Genomic DNA, 19,580 nt, shown 5'->3' with positions numbered 1-19,580 from the left:
GGGGGGGGGGGGGGGGGGGGGTGGGGGGGGGGGGAGGGGGGGGAGAGGGGGAGGGTGGGGAGAGGGGGAGATGGGGAGGGTGGGGAGATGGGGAGAGAAAGATAGGACATTTAAAATCCAAAATCCAAAATCTCTCCTACGGAGACGCTGCGCGTAGGCAGAACCAGTCCCCAGGACTTACAAAGTTCAAAATCCAAAAAAATCCAAAATCCAAAATCCAAAACTCAAAACTCAAAACTCAAAATTTCCCCGTCACCCATCCACCCATCCACCCATCCACCCATCCACCCATCACTCCCCCTAAGTCCTCATCCGTGGATCAATCAAATCCCTGAGGCCGTCGCCGAGCAGGTTGAAGCAAAACACGGCCAACATCAAGACAGCACCGGGGAAAAGGGCCAGCCACCATTGACCGGAGATAATATAGTTGGCGCCTTCGGCCACCATAATTCCCCATTCTGGGGTGGGGGGCTGGACCCCGAGGCCGATAAATGACAGACCGGCGGCATTGAGAATGGCCCAGCCCATATTCAACGACACATGCACCATCATCACGGGCATCACATTGGGAAACAGGTGGCGGGCCATGATCCGCCAGTCGCCATTGCCCACCAACCGGGCGGCATCCACAAAACCGGCCTGGCGCTGTACCAGCACCTCCGATCGCACCACCCGAGTATAGAGGGGCAGGTTGATGATGGCGGTAGCGTAGATGATGTTTTCGATGGTGTTGCCCAGGGCGGCTACCATGCCCATGGCCAGCACAAATAGGGGAAAGGCCATCAGGGTATCCACCAGACGGGAGATGATCCGGTCGGTCCAGCCCCCAAAGTAGCCAGCGCAGGTGCCCATGGCGCTACCTACCAAAAAAGACAGGGCCACCGCCAGCACCGCAATGCCCAGATCCAGCCGGGTGGCAACCACAACCCGGCTAAAGATATCCCGCCCCAGTTGGTCGGTGCCGAACCAGTGGCTCCAACTGGGGGGACGGAAGGCGTTTGCGGAGTTACTGGCAATGGGGTTGTAAGGAGCGATCGCATCGCCAAAGATGGCCAGCAGCACAAAGCCCAAAAATAGGGCAAAGGCTCCAAAGGTGACCCAGTTTTCGCTGATTACATAGCGGGTGTGGCGGAGGGTGGTGGTCATGGGGAGTGGGGAAGGTGGGGGAGATGGGGAGGTGGGAAGTGGGGGAGATGGGGAGGTGGGGAGGTGGGTGGATGCGTAGGGGCGGACCTGGGTGTCCGCCCTGGCGGAGGAATGGGAGATGGGGAATTTTGGATTTTGGATTTTGGATTTTGGGATCCCCTCCTGGGAGGGGTAGGGGTGGGTTGAATTTTGAACTTTGAATTTTGAATTTTGAATTCTTTCCTTTTCGTTCTGCTGCGCACGGGCTACGCCCTACGTTCTGCTGCGCACGGGCTGCGCCCTACGTTCTGCTGCGCACGGGCTACGCCCTACGTTCTTCGTTCTTCAAATGCATAGCTGTCCGCCCTGCCCGGATGAGGCCCTTACCCATCGACGCCAGCGCGGGGATCGATGACCACATAGAGCAGGTCGATCACCAGGTTTAGCAGCACATACAACAACGCCATGGTGAGGATGAACCCCTGGATCGGGGCATAGTCGGAGGCTACCAGGGCTTCTACTGCATAGGAGCCGATGCCGGGCCAGGCGAACACCTTTTCCACCAGAATGTTGGCCCCCAGCAGAAAGGAGAACACGACCCCCAGGGTGGTAACCACCGGCAGCAGGGCATTGCGAAAGGCGTAGCCGAACAGGATTTGCCGGGGGGGGAGGCCGCTGGCCCGGGCGGTGCGGATGAAGTCGCTGGACAAGATGGCCAGCATGGCGGCCCGGGTGACGCGGGCCAGGGGGGCCAGGGCAAACAGACCGAGGGTGACGGCCGGTAAAAACAGCTGCCGGGCAGAGGCCCAAAACCCCCGCATATCGCCAGCCAGCAGACTATCGATTAAGAAAAAGCCGGTCGCCCGAGGGGGCGAACTGAACAACAGATCGATGCGACCGGTGGGGGCGGGCACCCAGCCCAGCAAGTAGTAAAAGATATAGACCAAAAACAGGCCGGTAAAGAAGGTGGGCATGGACACCCCGGCAGTCGCCAGTACCCGCACCCCGTGGTCCATCCAGGAGTTGGGTCGCACTGCCGCCAGAATACCCAGGGGCAGGGACAGGGCGATCGCAAAGATCAAAGCCGCCCCAGTTAGCTCTAGGGAGGCAGGCAGGCGGGTGATCAGGTCGTACACCACCGTTTGACCGGTGGTATATGACAGGCCCAAATCCCCCCGAAACAGTGCCCCTACATAGAGGAAGAACTGCTCCGGCAGGGTGCGATCGAGCCCTAGGCTGGTGCGAATGTCTGCGATCGCGGCGGGGGTGGCGGCAGGGCCAGCCAAAAAGGCGGCGGGGTCTCCGGGCAAGGCCCGGGTCAAAATAAAGGTGACGATTACCACCCCAATCACACTGGGAATCGAACCCAGAAGCCGCTGGCCAATCAGTTGTGCTGTGGTTGCCCGAGCCATGGTCTTTCTCCTGTCCTAGGCTTTTTCAATGGTGCGAAAGTCTACCTGGCGGTGGAACCAGTAGCGGTAGCCATTCACATTGGGCTGCATGGCCGCCGATAGCACGGGCTGTACAATCGGCACCCGAGGCATTTCCTCCCAGGCCATCTGAATAAAGCCTTTGACATACTCCTCGTAGTTGCCTTCGCCGGGGGCGGTGGCCAGGGCGTTGTCAATCAGCTCATCCATTTCCGGGTTGCTGTAGGAGCCGCCGTTAAAGGTGGCGTCTTGGCCGTGGTAGGCGTAGAAGAAGAAGTAGTCAGGGTAGTTGAGCCAGCCACCAAAGGGGTTGACGATGATCGGCCGACTTTTTTCGACTAACACTGAGCGGAAGTTGGCACTGGGTACCCGTTCAATGGTGGCGTTGATGCCCACTTCAGCCAGGGATTCCTGCACCAGGACCACCATGGGTTCGGCCCAGGCCTGGTTGCCCAGGTCAAAAGCAATGGTGGTGTCAAAGCCATCGGGGTAACCGGCTTCTGCCAGCAGTTCCCGGGCCTGGTCTAGGTCTTTGGTGTAGGGGTGAGGTTGGGGCCAGTCGGGGGTAGAAGGCTCGATGCTGTCGGCCCCAAACAGGGGCACCGCCTGGCTGTAAAAGGCAGTGGCCATGATGTCGTCATAGGGCACGCTGTAGGCGATCGCCTGGCGCACCCGGGCATCGGCCAGGGGATTGGCCGCCCCGTTGAGATCGGGGCGGGCGTGCATATCTAGGGAGTAGGTGCAGTTTTCAATCGGGGTAGACACGATCTGGAAGCGATCCATCTCGCCCAGTTCCTGGGTGTCCCGCTCCGTCAGGTCGAAGTTGATGTCGATGTCCCCCCGTTCCAGCAGGGCGCGGCGGTTGCCGGCCTCGGGCACATTCAGCAGAATCACATTTTCCATAGCCGGTAGGGAACCCGACTTCCAGTCCTCAAACCGCACCAGGGTGATGCGCTCGTTGGGGCGATAGTCGCCTAGTTTGTAAGCTCCACCCCCGGCATCGTGGTTGTTGACCCACTCAGTGCCCCAGGGGTCTTCTTCGGTGATGTGGGGCTTGACCAATTCTGAGTTGATAATGACCGGCACCGGTACCGCCAAATCCATCATGGTGAGTTTGTCGGGACGGATGAATTTCACCCGAAAGGTATGATCATCCACCACCTCAAACTGGTCGGGATCTTCTAGGGCGCCAGCTTTCATCTGAAAGGCCGGAAAACCACCCACTAAAATGGCTCGATCAAAGGACCATTTTACATCGGCGGCTGTTACCGGAGCGCCATCGTGAAAGGTAGCATCTTGGCGCAGGAAAAAGGTCACAGACATCTCATCATCTGCCATTTCCCAACCCTCGGCCAGCTCCGGTTCCAGGGTGGTGAAATCGTAGGATTCGGTACCGTCTTCTAGGGTGGTAGAGCCAAAGGTCATGAGGCGATCGTACAGGGCCCAAGATACCCCATAGGCGGGACGATTTGTTCCCACCCGGTGAATATCTAAGCTATTCGGAAATCCTGAACCCTGCACCATGGTCAGGGTATTGCCGTTGCTGTTGCCCTCGCCAGATTCAACCTCTCCAGAGGCCTCAGACTGGCCGTTACCACAACCTTTGAGCATGGTAGACAGGGCCATGCTAGCCATGGCACCGCCCCCTATGCGCAGCATGTCACGTCGTCTTACTTTCATGGAACAACCACCCAGTCAATAGCTATAACGTCGGTTAAATTGTCAGACCAATTGCCAAAAAACAGTAAAATGTGATACGTTTTAGTTCGCAGAATTGTGGATTAAACCTCTGCTAGTCAGGCTACGGTTGCGTAACTGAATTTAGCCTTGATACCCTAAAGAACTTCTAAAAGAATTGCCCCTCACCTTAGGGAATGAATGGGAATAATTTGAGGAAAAGTTCGGGAAGAATTCGGGAAGATAGGGGCCTGTCTCCCCTAACTCGATACCTCACTATGGGGCTTGCCCTGGGGTGCGGAATTGTGCTGTCGATGATGATGGCTCTGTGGGTCAATCGCTGGGAACAACTCAGTCGCCGGACTCAGTTTCAGCAACAAAGCAATAACCTGACCACAGCCCTGCAGCGTAACTTGAATCGTTATACCGATGTACTGCTGTCGATTCAAGATTTATATCGGGTCGCTGATAATCAGGTCACTGAGGCGATGTTTGGCCGGTTTGTGCAACGGGCACTGATGGTTTACCCTGGCATTCAGGCTCTGGAATGGGCACCCCGGATTGATCATGGCGATCGCCCCCAGTATGAGCAGCACCTGACCCAACTGGGACGAGGTACCGCCACTATCACTGAACGGTATGCCAATGGACAACTGGGTCCGGCTACAGATCGTCCCGACTATATTCCTGTCACCTATGTAGAACCCTGGGAGGGGAACGAAGTCGCCCTGGGCTATGATCTGGCCTCCGACCCCATTCGCCGGGCCGCCCTGGACCAGGCCCGCGACACGGGTCACCTGGCGGCCACCGGCCGAATTCGGCTGGTGCAGGAAACGGCGGCTGAACAATACAGCTTTCTGGTGTTTCTACCGATTTTCGCCGAGGGGAACTCTGCCCAGGGCTCGCCCAGGTCCCCCGACCCTCTGCTGGGCTATGTCCTGGGGGTTTTCAGGGTGGCCGACGTGGTAGAAGAGGCCTTGCAAGACTTTAGCTACACCGTTGACTTTCGACTCTATGACCTGACTGGGCCGCCGGACCAGCAGTTTCTGGGCCAATACGCCACCACATCCCAGCAGGTGAGTATCCCCGCCAACCCAGCCCCCCTGAGGTCTGTCAGCCGCAGTAGCCTTTGCCCGACCGTTGCCGCCTGTCGCCAAACCCTGACCTTTGCCCAGCGGGAATGGGCGATTGAATTTGACCCCACTAGCGGGGGGATCGCCACCTTTCCCTGGGGGGCCACCTCTACCCTGGTGCTGGGGCTATTGTTGACCGGAAGTTTACTGCTGGTGCTGTCGCGATCGCAGGCGGAAGTCGAGCGCACCCGCGAAATCAGTGATCTGAAACTGCGCTTTTTCTCCATGGCTTCCCACGAAATGCGCACCCCCCTCAGCATTATCTTGGTGTCGGCCCAATCCCTAGCGGCGAACCACCAGACCTGGTCTGAGGGGCAAAGGGCTAAAACCATTGAGCGGATTCAGACCATCACCAAACGTATGACCCAGCTGCTCAGCGATATTTTGACCCTATCCCGGGCCGAAGCCAACCACCTGGACCTGGCCCCAGAAATTGTCGATGTTACCCACCTGAGCAAACAACTTGTCGACGAACTGCAACCAGAACTACACCCCGGCCAAACCATCACCGTCGAGGCCCAACTCACTAGCCCCCAGGCCTATGTGGACCCCAAGCTGGTGCGATCGATCTTGCTTAACCTGCTCTCTAATGCAATTAAATACTCCCCTGCCCACAGCCCCATTTGTCTGCATCTGAGCCAAACCGCTAAGACCCTTACTTTCCGGGTGCAAGATCAAGGGATTGGGATCCCAGCCATAGCCCAAGCTCGCATCTGCGAAACCTTTTACCGGGGCGACAATGTGGGGGATATCCCCGGCACAGGGCTGGGTCTAGCGGTGGTTAAAACCTGTGTAGAGCGGCACCAGGGTAACTTATCCATCCACAGCCAAGAGCACCAAGGCACCACTGTGACAGTGTGTTTACCCTGGGTGGACTGACGTTCCCCAGGGTTGTTTCATGGTTGTAAAAGAATATTGCCTATGGGGGTTTTGGCCCCCAAACCCCCAACTTTGGAGGCTTCAGATCCCCCCAGAATTGGGGGGCGGGGGGGTAAAGTGGCCGTAGTCCTACGGCTTCAGGCGATACCCTAACCCGTGAACGGTCTCAATAAAGGTGCGTGGGGCTCCAGCGGCCCGGAGTTTGTGGCGTAACCCCTTGATATGAGCCTTTACCGTTTCCTCGCCAGGAGCTTCCCCCAAGGGCCAGAGGGATTCAATAATAAAGGGACGGCTCAACACCCGACGACCATTGTGCAGCAGCAACTCTAGAATGGCGAACTCCTTGGGGGTGAGGCGCAGGGGATGATCGCCATAAATCGCCTCGTAGGTAGTGGGGTTCAGCTGTAGTCCCTGGTGGTTGAGGCAGGAGTTGTGGCCAGACTGCCCCCGCCGCAACAAGGCCCGAATTTGGGCCAGCAGCTCTGACAGGTCAAAGGGCTTGACCATATAGGCATCTGCGCCAGCATCTAGGCCCGCCACCTTGTCTCGGCTGGTATCCCTGGCGGTCAGCATCAGCACAGGGGACTGGTACCCCTGCACCCGCAACCGCTGACATAATTGCAGACCATCCAGGCGGGGTAGGGTGACATCCAGTAGGGCCAGGTCGTAGGGGTAGGTGGCCATGTTTTGCCAGGCGGCTTCGCCGTCGCAGGCGACATCGACAGTGTACTGCTGGGCGGTCAGCGCTTCTGCTAGGGAATCGGCCAGGTGGCGATCGTCTTCGACTAATAAAATGCGCATGGCGAACGGGCAGCCGTCACATTGGGTGGTTGCTTTGGATTGTGCCGGTAAGGGGAAGGGGGAAATGTATTTTAGGCTACTTTAGCGTCTGATTGGATCGGGCTTGAGCATCAGGCTGGCCACGACGATGCCGATGATTGCCAACAACGCCATGGGGTAAAAGGCATAGGTATAGGTGCCCCACCAGTCCCGAATTTGGCCAGCGATTAGGGTGCCCATCAGTGCCCCAATGCCATAGGCGGTAAACACAATCCCGTAGTTTTGGGCATAGTGGTCAGGATCAAATAATCGCAGGGTGGTAGTTGGTGCGATCGCCAGCCAGCCCCCCAGGCAAAACCAAAATAGACTGAACGCCGCCAGATAGGTAACCACCTGGCCGGTCTGGGCGTTTACCATCAAAATGCAGGCTACCAACATCAAACTATAGGAGGCGATCGCCACCTGATGGGGACGATAACGATCAGTAAGCCAGCCAAACAGGGGCCGACTGACGCCGTTGAACAGGGCAAATAGGGCCACACTTTGAGCCGCCACCGTGGGGTTAATGTTGATGATTTCTTCTCCCACCGGGCTGGAAATGCCAATGGCACTCAGGCCCACCAGGGTACCGATGATGTAACAGATCCAAAGGCCGTAGAAGGATCGGCTTTTGAGTAAATGGGGGGGATAGGTCTGGGCTGCGGTGGCGACCCCTTGACCCTGATGACCCTGGGTGGGCTGCCAATCTTGAGGGGGGAGCTTGAGGGTAGCGGCGATCGCCACAATTACCACCGTAAATACCATGCCCAACAGTCGTAGGGTCGGCCGCACCCCAATGCTGCCGATCAAACTATTGGCCAGAGGTGCTGTGACCAAAGGCGATAGGCCAAACCCAATAATGGTGAGACCAACGGCCAACCCCTTACGTTCTGGGAACCAGCGGGCTACCACCACCATGGGTACCCCGTAGGCCAGGCCGACCCCGGTGCCCGTAATCACCCCATAGGTAAGGGTAATCGCCCCAATGTGAGCAGCGAAGCTGGCCAGAATGTAGCCCAGCCCCACCACCACCCCACCGATGGCGGCCACCGTGCGGGGGCCAAGGCGCGGGATAAAAAAGCCAGCGATGGGCATCAAAATCGCGTAACACACCAGCGCTACCGTGTAGGGCAACAGGCTTTCGGTGGCGCTAATGCCCAGTTCCGTCTCCAGCGGCTTTCTAAAGATGCTCCAGGAATAGACGGTGCCCAGGCACAGGAGCACGGTAACCCCCAGGGGGATAAACAGCCATCGCCCCCGCATGGCCGAAAGACCGAATACGGTAACTGGGGCAGTCTGATAGATAGAGTTCATCGGTATTTAGCTAAGTAGCGATCTAGCGAACAATAGGATTGCACAGACTCTACCAGACTTAACCGTTGTGTGGGTTAGCGGATGTAGCCTGAGTGAACAAATTGATATAGAAGTTTTCCCCAGGACGTTATAGAAGGTCTATTAGCGTTACTACGGAATCGGCCTAGTGTTAGACATAACTTGGAAGCTATGGGACAACGGGCAACGGCCTATAATCTGCCTTGATGGTTCAACCCGCAATTTATGAGTGACATCATTCAAACCACCGGTTCCCCCGAGGAAAACTTGGTGCTGTTCGACATCGACTCCACTAACGGCACCCTGCGCAGTGGGGCTTTGCGACCGACGGAACTGGCTACCAAGTCAGCCCAGGCGCTGACCCAGGCCATGGGTACCATTCAAGCCATGGCTAACCGCACCACCGAGGCGATCGCCAAACTCCCCCAGCCCCCCGCTGAATTTGAGCTAGAGTTTGGCATCAAAATTGACGCGGAAGTGGGCGCGATCGTCGCCAAGGCTGGCGGGCAGGGGAACCTGCGTATCAAGATGGTCTGGAAAGCAGACAGCTAGCCGCCCTAGGCCACACTCGAAAAGGTATCTTGGGCCTCTGTACCAGCGATATTGTGTCGCAGCAGAATGGAGTGATAGACAATCTCAAAGGCTTCTAAAGACAACTCCCCGGCCAAATGCGGCGTCAGCTGATGGGGCAAATAGCCCTCAATTTGGCTAAGGCGACCTCGTTGTAGTTCAATATCAAAATAATTTTCTATCTCACCTGTGTCTGGATCTGGGCGAAAGAAATGGATCTTGGCATCCACCTGCATAGTATTGACCAGGCCCTGAAACAATTGGGGCGTGGCTTTATCACTTCGCTTGAGCCCCCAAAAAGGGGCGTGGATGCGCCGTCCTTCTAAACGACGGGGGTTGGTGGCCTCGGTCAGACCTACCTTAAAGCGACACTCCACTAGCTCGATAGCTTGACTCAGGTCAATTCCGGCCAGGGTGTTAACGGTAGATTCCCCATCAATTTGGCTACCGTTGAGGCTGAGAAACATGTAGGCATTTTGGGCCATGGCATTCACGGTTTAGGCTAACGGCACAGGTGTCTTTATTGTGGGGGGTACTTGGCTGGGTAGAAGACCTGCATAAGGTTTCTTAGTAAAGCCCCAGCAGACGACCCGATTGCTGCGCTTTGATCTCGGGTGAAAGTGGGCTCTACAATTGCATGGGTCCTGGCCTACCCTATATAGATGATGGTTAACCGCGCCCCCGATACTAGGCCAACCCTCAGCGGTTGAATTGACCTGGGCTTTCTCAGATAATGGCGGGGGCCATTCTTACCCTTTAGGCAAACTCCGGCTGTGACTGACACTAAAAGCTACAAAGACACCGTTCTGCTGCCCCAGACCCGTTTTGACATGCGGGCTAACGCCACCCAGCGCGAGCCAGAGCTACAGCAGTTTTGGGCCGAGAACCAAATTTACGAAACCCTGGCGGCCACCAACCCTGGGAAGGTGTTTGTGCTCCATGATGGGCCGCCCTATGCCAACGGCGACCTGCACATTGGTCATGCCCTCAACAAAATCCTGAAGGACATTATTAATAAGTATCAGCTGCTGCAGGGTCGCCGGGTGCGCTATGTGCCTGGTTGGGATTGCCACGGTCTGCCCATTGAGCTGAAAGTTCTCCAGGCAATGGATGCCGAGGCCAGGGCTAACCTGACGCCGATTAAGCTGCGCTACAAGGCCCGGGCCTTTGCCCTGAAAACCGTGGATCGCCAGCGGGAAAGCTTTAAACGCTACGGGGTTTGGGGAGATTGGGAGACCCCCTACCTGACCCTGACCCCTGAGTACGAGGCGGCCCAAATTGACGTGTTTGGTCAAATGTATCTGAAGGGCTACATCTACCGAGGGCTGAAGTCGGTGCACTGGAGCCCCAGTTCCCAAACGGCCCTGGCGGAGGCGGAGCTGGAATATCCGGAAGGGCATACGTCCCCCAGTATCTATGCGGCGTTTCCCATGGTGGGGGCCGCGCCCACGGCCCAGGCCCTGGAGCCTTACCTGGGTGAGCTGGGGGTGGCGATCTGGACGACGACCCCTTGGACGATTCCGGCTAACCTGGGGGTAGCGGTGAACCCGGAGCTGACCTATGCGGTGGTGGAGGTGACCTCGGGCCAGCCGTTTAAGTATTTGATCATCGCTAAGGATCTGCGCGATCGCATGGCGGCTGTCCTAGGTTCTGAGCTAACGATCAAAGCTGAACTAAAGGGGGCCGATCTAGAGCATTCCACCTATCGCCATCCCCTATTCGATCGCCAAAGCCCGATTCTGATTGGCGGCGACTATGTGACCACCGAGTCGGGCACCGGCCTGGTGCACACCGCCCCCGGCCATGGGGAAGAAGACTTTAAGGTGGGACAGCGCTATGGCTTGCCAGTGCTTTGTCCGGTGGATGAAAAGGGGGACATGACCGAAGAGGCCGGTCCCTTTGCCGGGCTGAACGTACTGAAGGATGCCAATCCAGCGGTGATCGAGGCCCTGGAACAGGCAGGGGCGCTGCTGAAGCAAGAGCCCTATGTGCACAAGTACCCCTATGACTGGCGCACCAAAAAGCCCACCATCTATCGGGCGACGGAACAATGGTTTGCCTCCGTCGAAGGCTTCCGGGAACAGGCCCTGAACGCCATCAAAGCAGTGCAGTGGATTCCGGCCCAGGGAGAGAACCGGATTACCGCCATGGTGGGCGATCGCTCGGACTGGTGTATTTCCCGCCAGCGCACCTGGGGCCTGCCGATCCCGGTATTCTACGACGACGAAACCGGCGAACCCCTGCTGAACGAAGCCACCCTAACCCACATCAAGGGGATCTTTGCCGAAAAGGGTTCCGACGCCTGGTGGGAACTGTCGGAGGCAGAGCTGCTGCCCGAACCCTACCGCAGCAACGGTCGCACCTACCGCAAGGGCACCGACACCATGGATGTGTGGTTTGACTCGGGCTCCTCTTGGGCGGCGGTGGCCCAGCAGCGGGACGCCCTCCACTACCCGGTGGACATGTACCTGGAAGGGTCGGACCAGCACCGGGGCTGGTTCCAGTCCAGTCTGCTGACCAGCGTGGCGGTGAATGGCCAGGCCCCCTACAAAACCGTGCTCACCCACGGCTTTACCCTGGATGAACAGGGCCGCAAAATGAGCAAGTCGGTGGGGAATGTGGTGGACCCGGCGATTGTGATCAACGGCGGCAAAAACCAAAAGCAGGAGCCCCCCTATGGAGCCGATGTGCTGCGGCTGTGGGTGTCGTCGGTGGACTATTCCTCGGATGTGCCCCTGGGGAGCACCATTCTGAAGCAGATGGCGGATGTGTACCGCAAGATTCGCAACACCGCCCGCTTCCTGCTGGGGAACCTCCATGACTTTGACCCGGCCCAGAATGCGGTGCCCTACGATCAGCTGCCGGAGCTGGATCGGTACATGCTGCACCGCATCACCGAGGTGTTTGCCGAAATTAATGACGCCTTCGAGACCTACCAGTTTTTCCGGTTCTTCCAGACGGTGCAAAATTTCTGTGTCGTGGACCTGTCCAACTTCTATTTGGATATTGCCAAGGATCGGCTGTACATCAGCGACGCCGACTCGCCCCGCCGCCGCAGTTGCCAGACGGTGCTGGCCATCGCCATTGAAAACCTGGCTAAGGTAATTGCCCCCGTCCTCTGCCACATGGCCGAAGACATCTGGCAAAACCTACCCTACCCCGTCCCTAGCCAGTCGGTGTTCCAGGCTGGCTGGGCCCAGCTCGATGCCCAGTGGCAGCAGCCCCAGCTGGTGGAGCGCTGGAGCCAGCTACGTACCATCCGCCAGGAGGTGAATAAGGTGCTAGAACAGGCCCGCAGTGCTAAGGATATTGGCTCCTCCCTGGAGGCCAAGGCGCTGCTGTATGTGGCGGATGCAGAGCTGCGATCGCAACTCGCGGCCATGAACCCCACGGATGCGGTGGCGCCAGACGGCAACCATGTGGATGAGCTGCGCTACCTGTTCCTGGTCTCCCAGGTGGACCTGCTGGATACCCCCGCTCCCCTGGCGGACCTCAAGTACCACAGCCAGTCGGAGACCCTGGGGGTGGGGGTGGTGGACGCCGAGGGGCAGAAGTGCGATCGCTGCTGGAACTACTCCACCCATGTGGGGGAAAGTAGCGAGCATCCAGCTATCTGCGATCGCTGTGTGGCTGCCCTGGCCGGTACCTTCTAGCGACTTAGGACAACCGGCTGCTGGCCACATATTGGGCGATCGCCAGTGCCGAGGGCTATGCTCGACGTAAGCTCACCCACCGCCCATTCACCCATCCACGCCATCCCCAACGCCCATGACTACCAGCAACGATCGCCTGGACCGCATAGAAGCCCTGGTCGAAAAAAATGCCCAGGCCATCGACCAGCTCACCGATGGCCTGGGCCAGTTTAACCAGCGCCTGGACAACTATGAGCAGGGTATGCGCTGGGTGGTGCAGTTGGCCTTTGCCCTGTTGATTTCGGCGACGGTGGCTCTGGTGATTAATGCTACGGCGTTTTTGGTTAAGCTCTGGCTGTCAGCCTAAGCCTTTCTCTCTACCCCGAGCTTGTCTAAGCTAGGACATAACCGAGCGCTGAGGTCTACTCCTGGCCGATGTCCTGCGTCAAGGAATACGCTGGGAATACCTACCTCTCATGCAAACCACCTTGCATTTATCTCTATATTTCCATATACTCATATATAGTTAAGAAGAGTTAAGTATGTACTACATCGTTGACAGCGAAAAGTCTTTTGAGCAAGCCACCGCTGACTTGGCGACGGCGGTGCAGCACCATGGCTTTGGGGTGTTGCACGTCCATGACCTGGGTAACACCCTGCGCAGTAAGGGGCATGACTTTCCGGAACAGTGTCAGGTGTTTGAAGTCTGCAACCCAGGGCAGGCCGCTAAGGTGCTGGCGGCGGATATGCGGCTGAATATGGCTCTTCCCTGCCGCATCTCTGTGTTTACCGAAAATGGAAAAACCAAGCTTGGCCTAATCAAACCGGCCCCCATGCTGGCCTCCCTGTCCAGCGACCCGGCCTTGGCTGAAGTGGCTGCTGCGGTGGAAGCCAAGACCATCCAGATGGTGGATGATGCCAAGTAGCCATTAATCCAGGCCCAGCTCTCGTTTCAACAGGTTGATTGATTTGTCGCCGATGTAGTTATCACAGACGATTAGCTGGGGAGCACGAATCAGGTCTTCTCTGGCTTCGGCGATCGCTTGCTTCACAGTCGGCAAACTGGTTTCGTCAAACACCACAATCGTCTGGGCACTGTGAACCACAGCATTGAGCTTGTAGGCATCATCGGTTTGGGCGGTCATCAGCAAAATCTCGTCCCCTCGCAGGCTGTAGCTAATCACCTCTGCCGCCCGCAAAATGCCAGAACTGAGGCTGACCATACCCAGACAGGTGCCCTTAGGCAGGTCATTGAGCAGGCCCAGCTCTTTCTTGTAGTCATAGATATCCACGGGGATCACCCGCACGGCTTTGGGGGCGGCGATCGCCTCCGCTTCGCTAATAAAGTACCGGCTGGTGACCACCGTGCCTGATCGCGTTTGCGACAGAATGGTCTCTAATTCCTCCAGGGGCACCAATTGCACCGGGATTTTCAACGCCTTTTCCAGCTCCCGCACCATCAATTCCCCGGCCCCAATGTCCTGCCTGGGGGTCGTCACTAGCACCCGGGCACTACAGCGTAGCCGCCAGTCGATTTCGGCCAAAAACAACTCCCGTGCCTGGTTCAGGGAACACCCCTGGCGTAGCAGCTCATCCAGGCCATTTTCCACCACCTCCCGCGCCTGGGGAAACTCGTTCCACAGGGTGGACTGGGGACGAGCGCTTTCAGAGGCGCTTTGCTCACGCACATAAATGCCAGAACCTGGGATCGCTTCCACCACGCCAGCCTCCTCTAGCTGGCGGTACACCTTGCTAATGGTGTTGCGATGCAGGCCCGTGTGCATGGCCAGCTGCCGAGTACTGGGCAGCCGATAGCCGGGGGGATATTGGCGCGAGGCGATGGCAAACCAAATCTGATCATAAAGCTGGGTCGAGGCCGGAATCTCGCTATCGGGCTGAATATGAAATTGCACCACCAAACTACCTCCAGGCTGCGATCGCGTACCACTGTTTTGCCGATGGAATCAGCCTAGGACACTATTATCCTAGTATTCCCTGGTTAACTACCCCTGTTGTACTGTTAATTTAGGACGAATTGCCAAAAGTCGTCGGATCAAAGCGGGCCAGCTGGGAGCCACGCAATAAATTTTGACAATTCCACCAACCACAACGGTAAGGTAAAAGGGATGAAGCCCATCTCGATAAGCGTGTCCTAGTGACTATGACCTCCCTTGTCCGTAGTGAAACCGTAACCATTATTAGCGATCAGCAGAACATTCCCGCTTACCTGGTTGAGCCCTCTCGGGATGGCCCCTTTGGCGGTGTAGTGGTATTGCAAGAAGTGTTTGGGGTCAACAGCCACATCCGCGAAGTGACCGAGCGCATTGCTGCCGCAGGCTACGTGGCGATCGCCCCCCATATTTACCACCGCCAGGCCCCTGGGTTTGAAGTGGGCTACAGCGAAGCCGATCTTGACCTGGGTCGTCAGTACAAAATGGGCACCAAAGCCAGTGAGCTCCTCAGTGATGTCCAGGGGGCGATCGACTTCCTTTACAGCCGACCCAATGTGGCCCAAACTGGCGTCGGCTGTATTGGCTTCTGCTTTGGCGGGCATGTGGCCTACCTAGCGGCCACCCTGCCCCAGGTTAAGGCCACCGCCTGTTTTTATGGGGCTGGCCTCACCTCCAGTACCCCCGGCGGTGGCCCCCCCACCGTCTGCCTCACCCCGAAAATCACCGGTACTCTGTATGGCTTCTTCGGTACCGAAGACCCCCTCATTCCCCTAGAGGAGGTGGATCAAATCGAGGCCGCCCTCACCCACTGCCAAATCCCCCACAAAATCTTTCGCTACACTGGGGCCACCCATGGCTTTTTCTGCGACCAGCGTTACAGCTACAACGCCGAAGCCGCTGGCGACGCCTGGGACAAGGTTATGCAGCTGTTCAAAGATACCCTGACCCAGGACGCTGCCTAGCCCATGGTCGAGTACCGCAACCCTGCCCCTACAGTCGATTTAATTATCGAACTCTTGCACCAGCCCCATCGGCCGATCGTGCTGATCGAGCGCCACAACCCTCCTTTGGGCTGGGCCTTACCCGGTGGTTTTGTGGACTACGGCGAGTCGGTCGAAGCCGCCGCCTGCCGGGAAGCCCACGAAGAGACCAGTCTCACGGTCACCCTGGTGGAGCAACTAGCCGTCTACTCTGACCCCCGCCGCGACCCGCGCAAACATACCCTGAGCGTCGTGTTTCTAGCCACTGCCACCGCTGATCCCGTCGCTGCCGACGACGCCAAATCTGCCAGAGCCTATCATCCCTGGGAAATTCCCACAGCGCTCTGCTTTGATCACGATCGCATTTTGCGCGATTATTGGCATTACCGGTTTTACCACCAGCGCCCCCGCTTTGGCATCGACTGGCCACCAGGGTAGGAAGGCAGAAGGCAGAAGACAGAAAATTCAAAATTCTCCTCTTCCCCATTCCCCCACCAGGGCGGACACATAGGTCCGCCCCTACGCATCCACCCATCCACCCATCCACCCCATCACCTCCCCACCTCCCCATCACCCCACCTCCCCATCACCCCATCACCTCCCCATCCACCCATCACCCCCACCCATCCATGGAACGCACAATCATCAACACCAACCAAGCTCCCGCCCCCGTCGGCCCCTACAACCAGGCTGTCGCCGTCACTGGACAGCTGATCTTTGTGGCTGGCCAAATTGCCCTGGACCCCACCACAGGGGATCTGGTGGGACAGGGGGATGTCGCCGCCCAAACCGAGCAGGTGATCGCTAACTTGAAAGCCATCCTGGAGGCGGCTGGCGCCAGCCTTGACCATGTGGTAAAAACTTCGGTGTTTCTCAAAGACATGAACGACTTTGGCACCGTTAACACTGTCTATGGCAAATACTTTGGCGGTGACAATGCCCCTGCTCGGGCTTGTGTGGAAGTGTCGCGCCTACCCAAGGATGTGGCTGTTGAAATTGAATGTATTGCGGCTTTATAAATCGACGTGCTGTATCAATAAGCACAGAAACTGATGTCAGCGTTGGGCAAAAGTCCATCATGGTTCAAAGATTTAATTCAGGCCTTATATCCCCAGTCATCGATTGAAGCTTAGATAAATTTAGCCAACTATAGCCTGATTGCTTCTGTAGTTATACGTAGCTTTAGAAAGATGCCGATCGCGCCCTATCAGCAGGCGCGAGGGCTTTGTCTACAGGATGTTTAAGGATCGGTATATGTTGCGTACAAGCGTTTGGCTATGGGGCTCAACTGGCCTTCTGGCCCTAAGTTGCTTACCGCTATCTGCCCAAGCCCTACCTGCGGGGGGCAATGTGGTGGCGGGTGAAGCAGTTATTAATCCAGTTAGTGAAAATTACTTAGAAATTAATCAAAGTAGCGATCGCGCCATTCTGCACTGGGATAGCTTTAATCTGGGCCCAGGACACCAGGTGCACTTTAGCCAGCCATCAGTGGATGCCGCTACCCTGAACCGGGTAACCGGAGATACCCCCTCCAACATTGCTGGTCAAATCACCGCCGTGGGCAACATTATGTTGGTTAACCCCAACGGCATTTTGTTCACAGAAACAGCTCAAATTGACGTCGGCGGTCTGTTAGGTACCAGCCTGCTGGTGGATGAGGTGGGCTTTATGGGGGGCCAGCCCTTGAGCTTACAGGCAGGCCAAGATACACCTGGGAGTGTGATCAACCGGGGGCAAATTACGGTTCGCGATGCCGGTTATGCCGCTTTGGTTGCCCCCCATGTGGCTAACCAGGGGGTTATTCGAGCCCGTTTAGGGCGAGTTGACCTGGCCTCTGGCAGCCAGGCCACGGTTGATTTCTACGGCGATGGCCTGATCAGCCTGGCCGTCGATCCAGCCCTGGTTCATGATCCAGAAATTTTGGCCCTGATTGAAAACGGCGGAGAGATTATCGCCGACGGCGGCCAAGTTTGGCTTTCTGCCGAAGCCGGAGCTGCCATTGTCGATTACGTGATTAATACCGATGGAATTATTCAGGCTCGGCAGGTGGAAAACCAGGATGGCCGCATCGTCCTGCGGGGCGGTCAGGGGCGCATGCGAGTCGCTGGTCAATTAGAGGCTACCGGTGGCACCCTCGACATAGCCGGGACTGAGCTATTCATTGACAGTGAAGTTGGCACCCCTCGTGGCGTTGGCCCTGGTGCAGCCGATATGACCGTAGCCCTTAACTTGGGCCATGAGGCAGCACCTGGAAGTCTGGATATTAGTGAAGATGGCTTTTTACGGGTGCGTGAGTTATCCCTTGACTCGTCCCTGCAGTCTGGTGACCAAACCCCGATCACGATTGCCAATGCCCGTGCTGATGGGCTCCACGGTGACCAGCTAACCTTGAATACCCGGTTTCAGCTGGAAGGCTACGGATTCAATCCCTCCTCGGTGGTCAACGTAAACCCTGGGGGTAGCATTCAGGCAGGGGTGAATGCAGTTGAGGACGGCGGATTAGTTAGCATCGCTCCTGGACTCTTTACCGAAGGGTCAACGATAACCATTAACAACCGAAACTTAACCTTGCGAGGGGCTGGTCCAGGGGCTGACGCCAACACGAATACCCTTGTTAGCGGTGAAGGTCAGTATCGCGTTTTTAGTGTGAATAACGGATCAAACGTTACCTTCGAGCAACTGCGCATTCAAGCAGGTAATGCGCAAGGTAATGACGGCGGCGGGATTTTTGTAGGAGATGCCAATAACGTCACGGTGCGTAACAGTACATTAACTGGCAACCAGGCAAGAGATGGTGGTGGGATTTACGGTCGGTTTAGCACCGTCACCATAGAGAATAGTTTATTGTCTGACAACAATTCTAGCTTTGGTGGCGCTATCTACAACTGGGGCGGCACATTTACCGTAGACCAGAGCACTTTATCGAATAACACTTCTGGAAGCGGTGGTGGTATTTTTAGCAATATCAGTGGCGCAGAAACAGTCATCAGAAACTCTACCATTTCTGGTAATGCAGCTAACACAGGCGGTGGGGTTTATACCCGTCGCGGGCTGGTCGTCATTCAAGATAGTACAATCACAGAAAACTCTGCCCCTGCAGGTAATGGTGGCGGGGTTGCTAGTCGCGGCATTACTGAGGACAATACATTTACTCGGGTCAGCAATACCATTATTAGTAATAATTCCGACAGTGATGTAGATATTGTCGATGGTGATATCAGCAATAACACCTTTGTCAGTTTGGGCCATAACCTTGTAGGCAGCGGTAATGGCATCAACAACTTTAGTGCCGACACCAATGACATCATCAGCACTAATCCTGGCCTTGGTCCCCTAGCCGACAATGGTGGCCCTACACCAACCCATGCGCTTTTGGCCGAAAGCCCGGCTGTCAATGCTGGCAGCACCAGTGCCGCCACAGACCAACGGGGTCTCCCCAGAGGTGACACTCCAGATATTGGGGCCTTCGAGGTGCAACCCATCTCGCCGGAAGAGCCTCAGCCTGAGGATCCCCGGCCGGAAGAGCCTCAACCCGGTGATCCCCAACCCGGCGACCCGTTGCCTGATCCGTCTCAACCCTCTGGTACTGCCGATCAAGTGAGACAAGCAGCGGCAAGCGTGTTAACCCAGGGCACTGAGGAGATCCTGCTATGGTGTCAAGATCCAGAGGCTTTACCTGAAATCCTAGAGATTGAAGGGGAAGACGTGGATGCAACAGCCTGGTGTGGCATCAGCGGTCAAAACGCCCATTATTCTGATCAACTGCCAAGGTTATTACCGGATTTATAAGGGCCGGACTAGGGCAGCAAGGCAGAAGTAAGAAGGCAGAAGGCAGTAGGGCGTAGCCCGTGCGCAGCAGGCAGAAAGGAAATCCGGCTATAAGCACAGGTTTGGGCTTACGGAAATAGGTGAGTCACTTCTGCCTCAGACCACTAGTGGTCTGTCAATCGCAAGCTTGTAGGTTGGGTGAAACGCAGTGGAACCCAACAGGAGTTAGCCTTGTTGGGTTCTGCTAGCGCGCCACCCAACCTACGGGACTCCTGACTCCTGA

General features: G+C 56.9%; 16 protein-coding genes. 9 read left to right on the top strand and 7 right to left on the bottom strand.

From position 1 onward, the window contains the following. Positions 1 to 300 precede the first annotated feature (300 nt). The 3 genes from E1H13_RS17050 to E1H13_RS17040 form a co-directional block, all read right to left on the bottom strand. On the bottom strand, positions 301 to 1,146 hold the full coding sequence (locus E1H13_RS17050) for an ABC transporter permease (RefSeq protein ID WP_169614856.1): 846 nt from the start codon (positions 1,144 to 1,146) through the stop codon (positions 301 to 303). 362 nt (positions 1,147 to 1,508) lie between these two features. After that, positions 1,509 to 2,537: an ABC transporter permease gene (locus tag E1H13_RS17045; RefSeq protein ID WP_169614855.1), complete on the bottom strand. Its 1,029-nt coding sequence runs from the start codon at positions 2,535 to 2,537 to the stop codon at positions 1,509 to 1,511. Positions 2,538 to 2,552: 15 nt separating this feature from the next. Continuing rightward, a complete protein-coding gene (locus tag E1H13_RS17040) occupies positions 2,553 to 4,235 on the bottom strand; it encodes an ABC transporter substrate-binding protein (protein WP_169614853.1) in 1,683 nt (560 codons plus the stop codon). 275 nt (positions 4,236 to 4,510) lie between these two features. Between E1H13_RS17040 and E1H13_RS17035 the strand changes: the two genes are divergently transcribed. Next, the gene (locus E1H13_RS17035; protein ID WP_169614851.1) at positions 4,511 to 6,244 is read left to right on the top strand and encodes a CHASE domain-containing protein; all 1,734 of its coding nucleotides are present in this window, start codon (positions 4,511 to 4,513) and stop codon (positions 6,242 to 6,244) included. Between the two features lie 129 nt (positions 6,245 to 6,373). On the opposite strand, the gene E1H13_RS17030 is transcribed toward E1H13_RS17035, so the two are convergent. Beyond that, positions 6,374 to 7,045, bottom strand: a complete 672-nt coding sequence (locus E1H13_RS17030; protein WP_169614849.1) for a response regulator transcription factor — start codon at positions 7,043 to 7,045, stop codon at positions 6,374 to 6,376. An 81-nt stretch (positions 7,046 to 7,126) separates the two neighbouring features. After that, positions 7,127 to 8,377, bottom strand: coding sequence for an OFA family MFS transporter (locus tag E1H13_RS17025; protein ID WP_169614846.1), 1,251 nt, complete (start codon positions 8,375 to 8,377; stop codon positions 7,127 to 7,129). 243 nt (positions 8,378 to 8,620) lie between these two features. On the opposite strand from E1H13_RS17025, the gene E1H13_RS17020 reads away from it, so the two are divergent. Next, positions 8,621 to 8,947 carry a CU044_2847 family protein gene (locus E1H13_RS17020; RefSeq protein ID WP_169614844.1) on the top strand — a complete coding sequence of 109 codons (327 nt, stop codon included), beginning with the start codon at positions 8,621 to 8,623 and terminating at the stop codon, positions 8,945 to 8,947. Positions 8,948 to 8,952: 5 nt separating this feature from the next. On the opposite strand, the gene tssD is transcribed toward E1H13_RS17020, so the two are convergent. After that, entirely contained in the window at positions 8,953 to 9,450 is a 498-nt protein-coding gene (tssD, locus tag E1H13_RS17015; protein ID WP_169614842.1) for a type VI secretion system tube protein TssD, read from the bottom strand. Between the two features lie 288 nt (positions 9,451 to 9,738). On the opposite strand from tssD, the gene ileS reads away from it, so the two are divergent. From ileS to E1H13_RS17000, 3 genes are all read left to right on the top strand, one after another. Further along, a complete protein-coding gene (gene ileS / locus E1H13_RS17010) occupies positions 9,739 to 12,618 on the top strand; it encodes an isoleucine--tRNA ligase (protein ID WP_169614841.1) in 2,880 nt (959 codons plus the stop codon). 115 nt (positions 12,619 to 12,733) lie between these two features. Beyond that, the gene (locus E1H13_RS17005) at positions 12,734 to 12,964 is read left to right on the top strand and encodes a hypothetical protein (protein WP_169614839.1); all 231 of its coding nucleotides are present in this window, start codon (positions 12,734 to 12,736) and stop codon (positions 12,962 to 12,964) included. A 175-nt stretch (positions 12,965 to 13,139) separates the two neighbouring features. Beyond that, positions 13,140 to 13,523: a DUF302 domain-containing protein gene (locus E1H13_RS17000; protein ID WP_169614837.1), complete on the top strand. Its 384-nt coding sequence runs from the start codon at positions 13,140 to 13,142 to the stop codon at positions 13,521 to 13,523. 3 nt (positions 13,524 to 13,526) lie between these two features. On the opposite strand, the gene E1H13_RS16995 is transcribed toward E1H13_RS17000, so the two are convergent. After that, positions 13,527 to 14,513: a GntR family transcriptional regulator gene (locus tag E1H13_RS16995; protein WP_169614835.1), complete on the bottom strand. Its 987-nt coding sequence runs from the start codon at positions 14,511 to 14,513 to the stop codon at positions 13,527 to 13,529. Between the two features lie 245 nt (positions 14,514 to 14,758). On the opposite strand from E1H13_RS16995, the gene E1H13_RS16990 reads away from it, so the two are divergent. From E1H13_RS16990 to E1H13_RS16975, 4 genes are all read left to right on the top strand, one after another. Further along, positions 14,759 to 15,511, top strand: coding sequence for a dienelactone hydrolase family protein (locus tag E1H13_RS16990; RefSeq protein WP_169614833.1), 753 nt, complete (start codon positions 14,759 to 14,761; stop codon positions 15,509 to 15,511). A gap of 3 nt (positions 15,512 to 15,514) precedes the next feature. Next, positions 15,515 to 15,967: an NUDIX hydrolase gene (locus E1H13_RS16985; protein ID WP_169614831.1), complete on the top strand. Its 453-nt coding sequence runs from the start codon at positions 15,515 to 15,517 to the stop codon at positions 15,965 to 15,967. Between the two features lie 191 nt (positions 15,968 to 16,158). Beyond that, positions 16,159 to 16,548, top strand: a complete 390-nt coding sequence (locus tag E1H13_RS16980) for a RidA family protein (protein WP_169614829.1) — start codon at positions 16,159 to 16,161, stop codon at positions 16,546 to 16,548. Positions 16,549 to 16,783: 235 nt separating this feature from the next. Beyond that, positions 16,784 to 19,318, top strand: a complete 2,535-nt coding sequence (locus E1H13_RS16975) for a choice-of-anchor Q domain-containing protein (protein ID WP_169614827.1) — start codon at positions 16,784 to 16,786, stop codon at positions 19,316 to 19,318. Positions 19,319 to 19,580: the final 262 nt, after the last annotated feature.

Origin of the sequence: Nodosilinea sp. P-1105 (assembly GCF_012911975.1) — a bacterium.
Taxonomy (GTDB): Bacteria; Cyanobacteriota; Cyanobacteriia; order Phormidesmidales; family Phormidesmidaceae; genus Nodosilinea.
The sequence above is the reverse complement of the archived record's forward strand: the minus strand, read 5'-3'. Positions and strand labels throughout refer to the sequence as shown.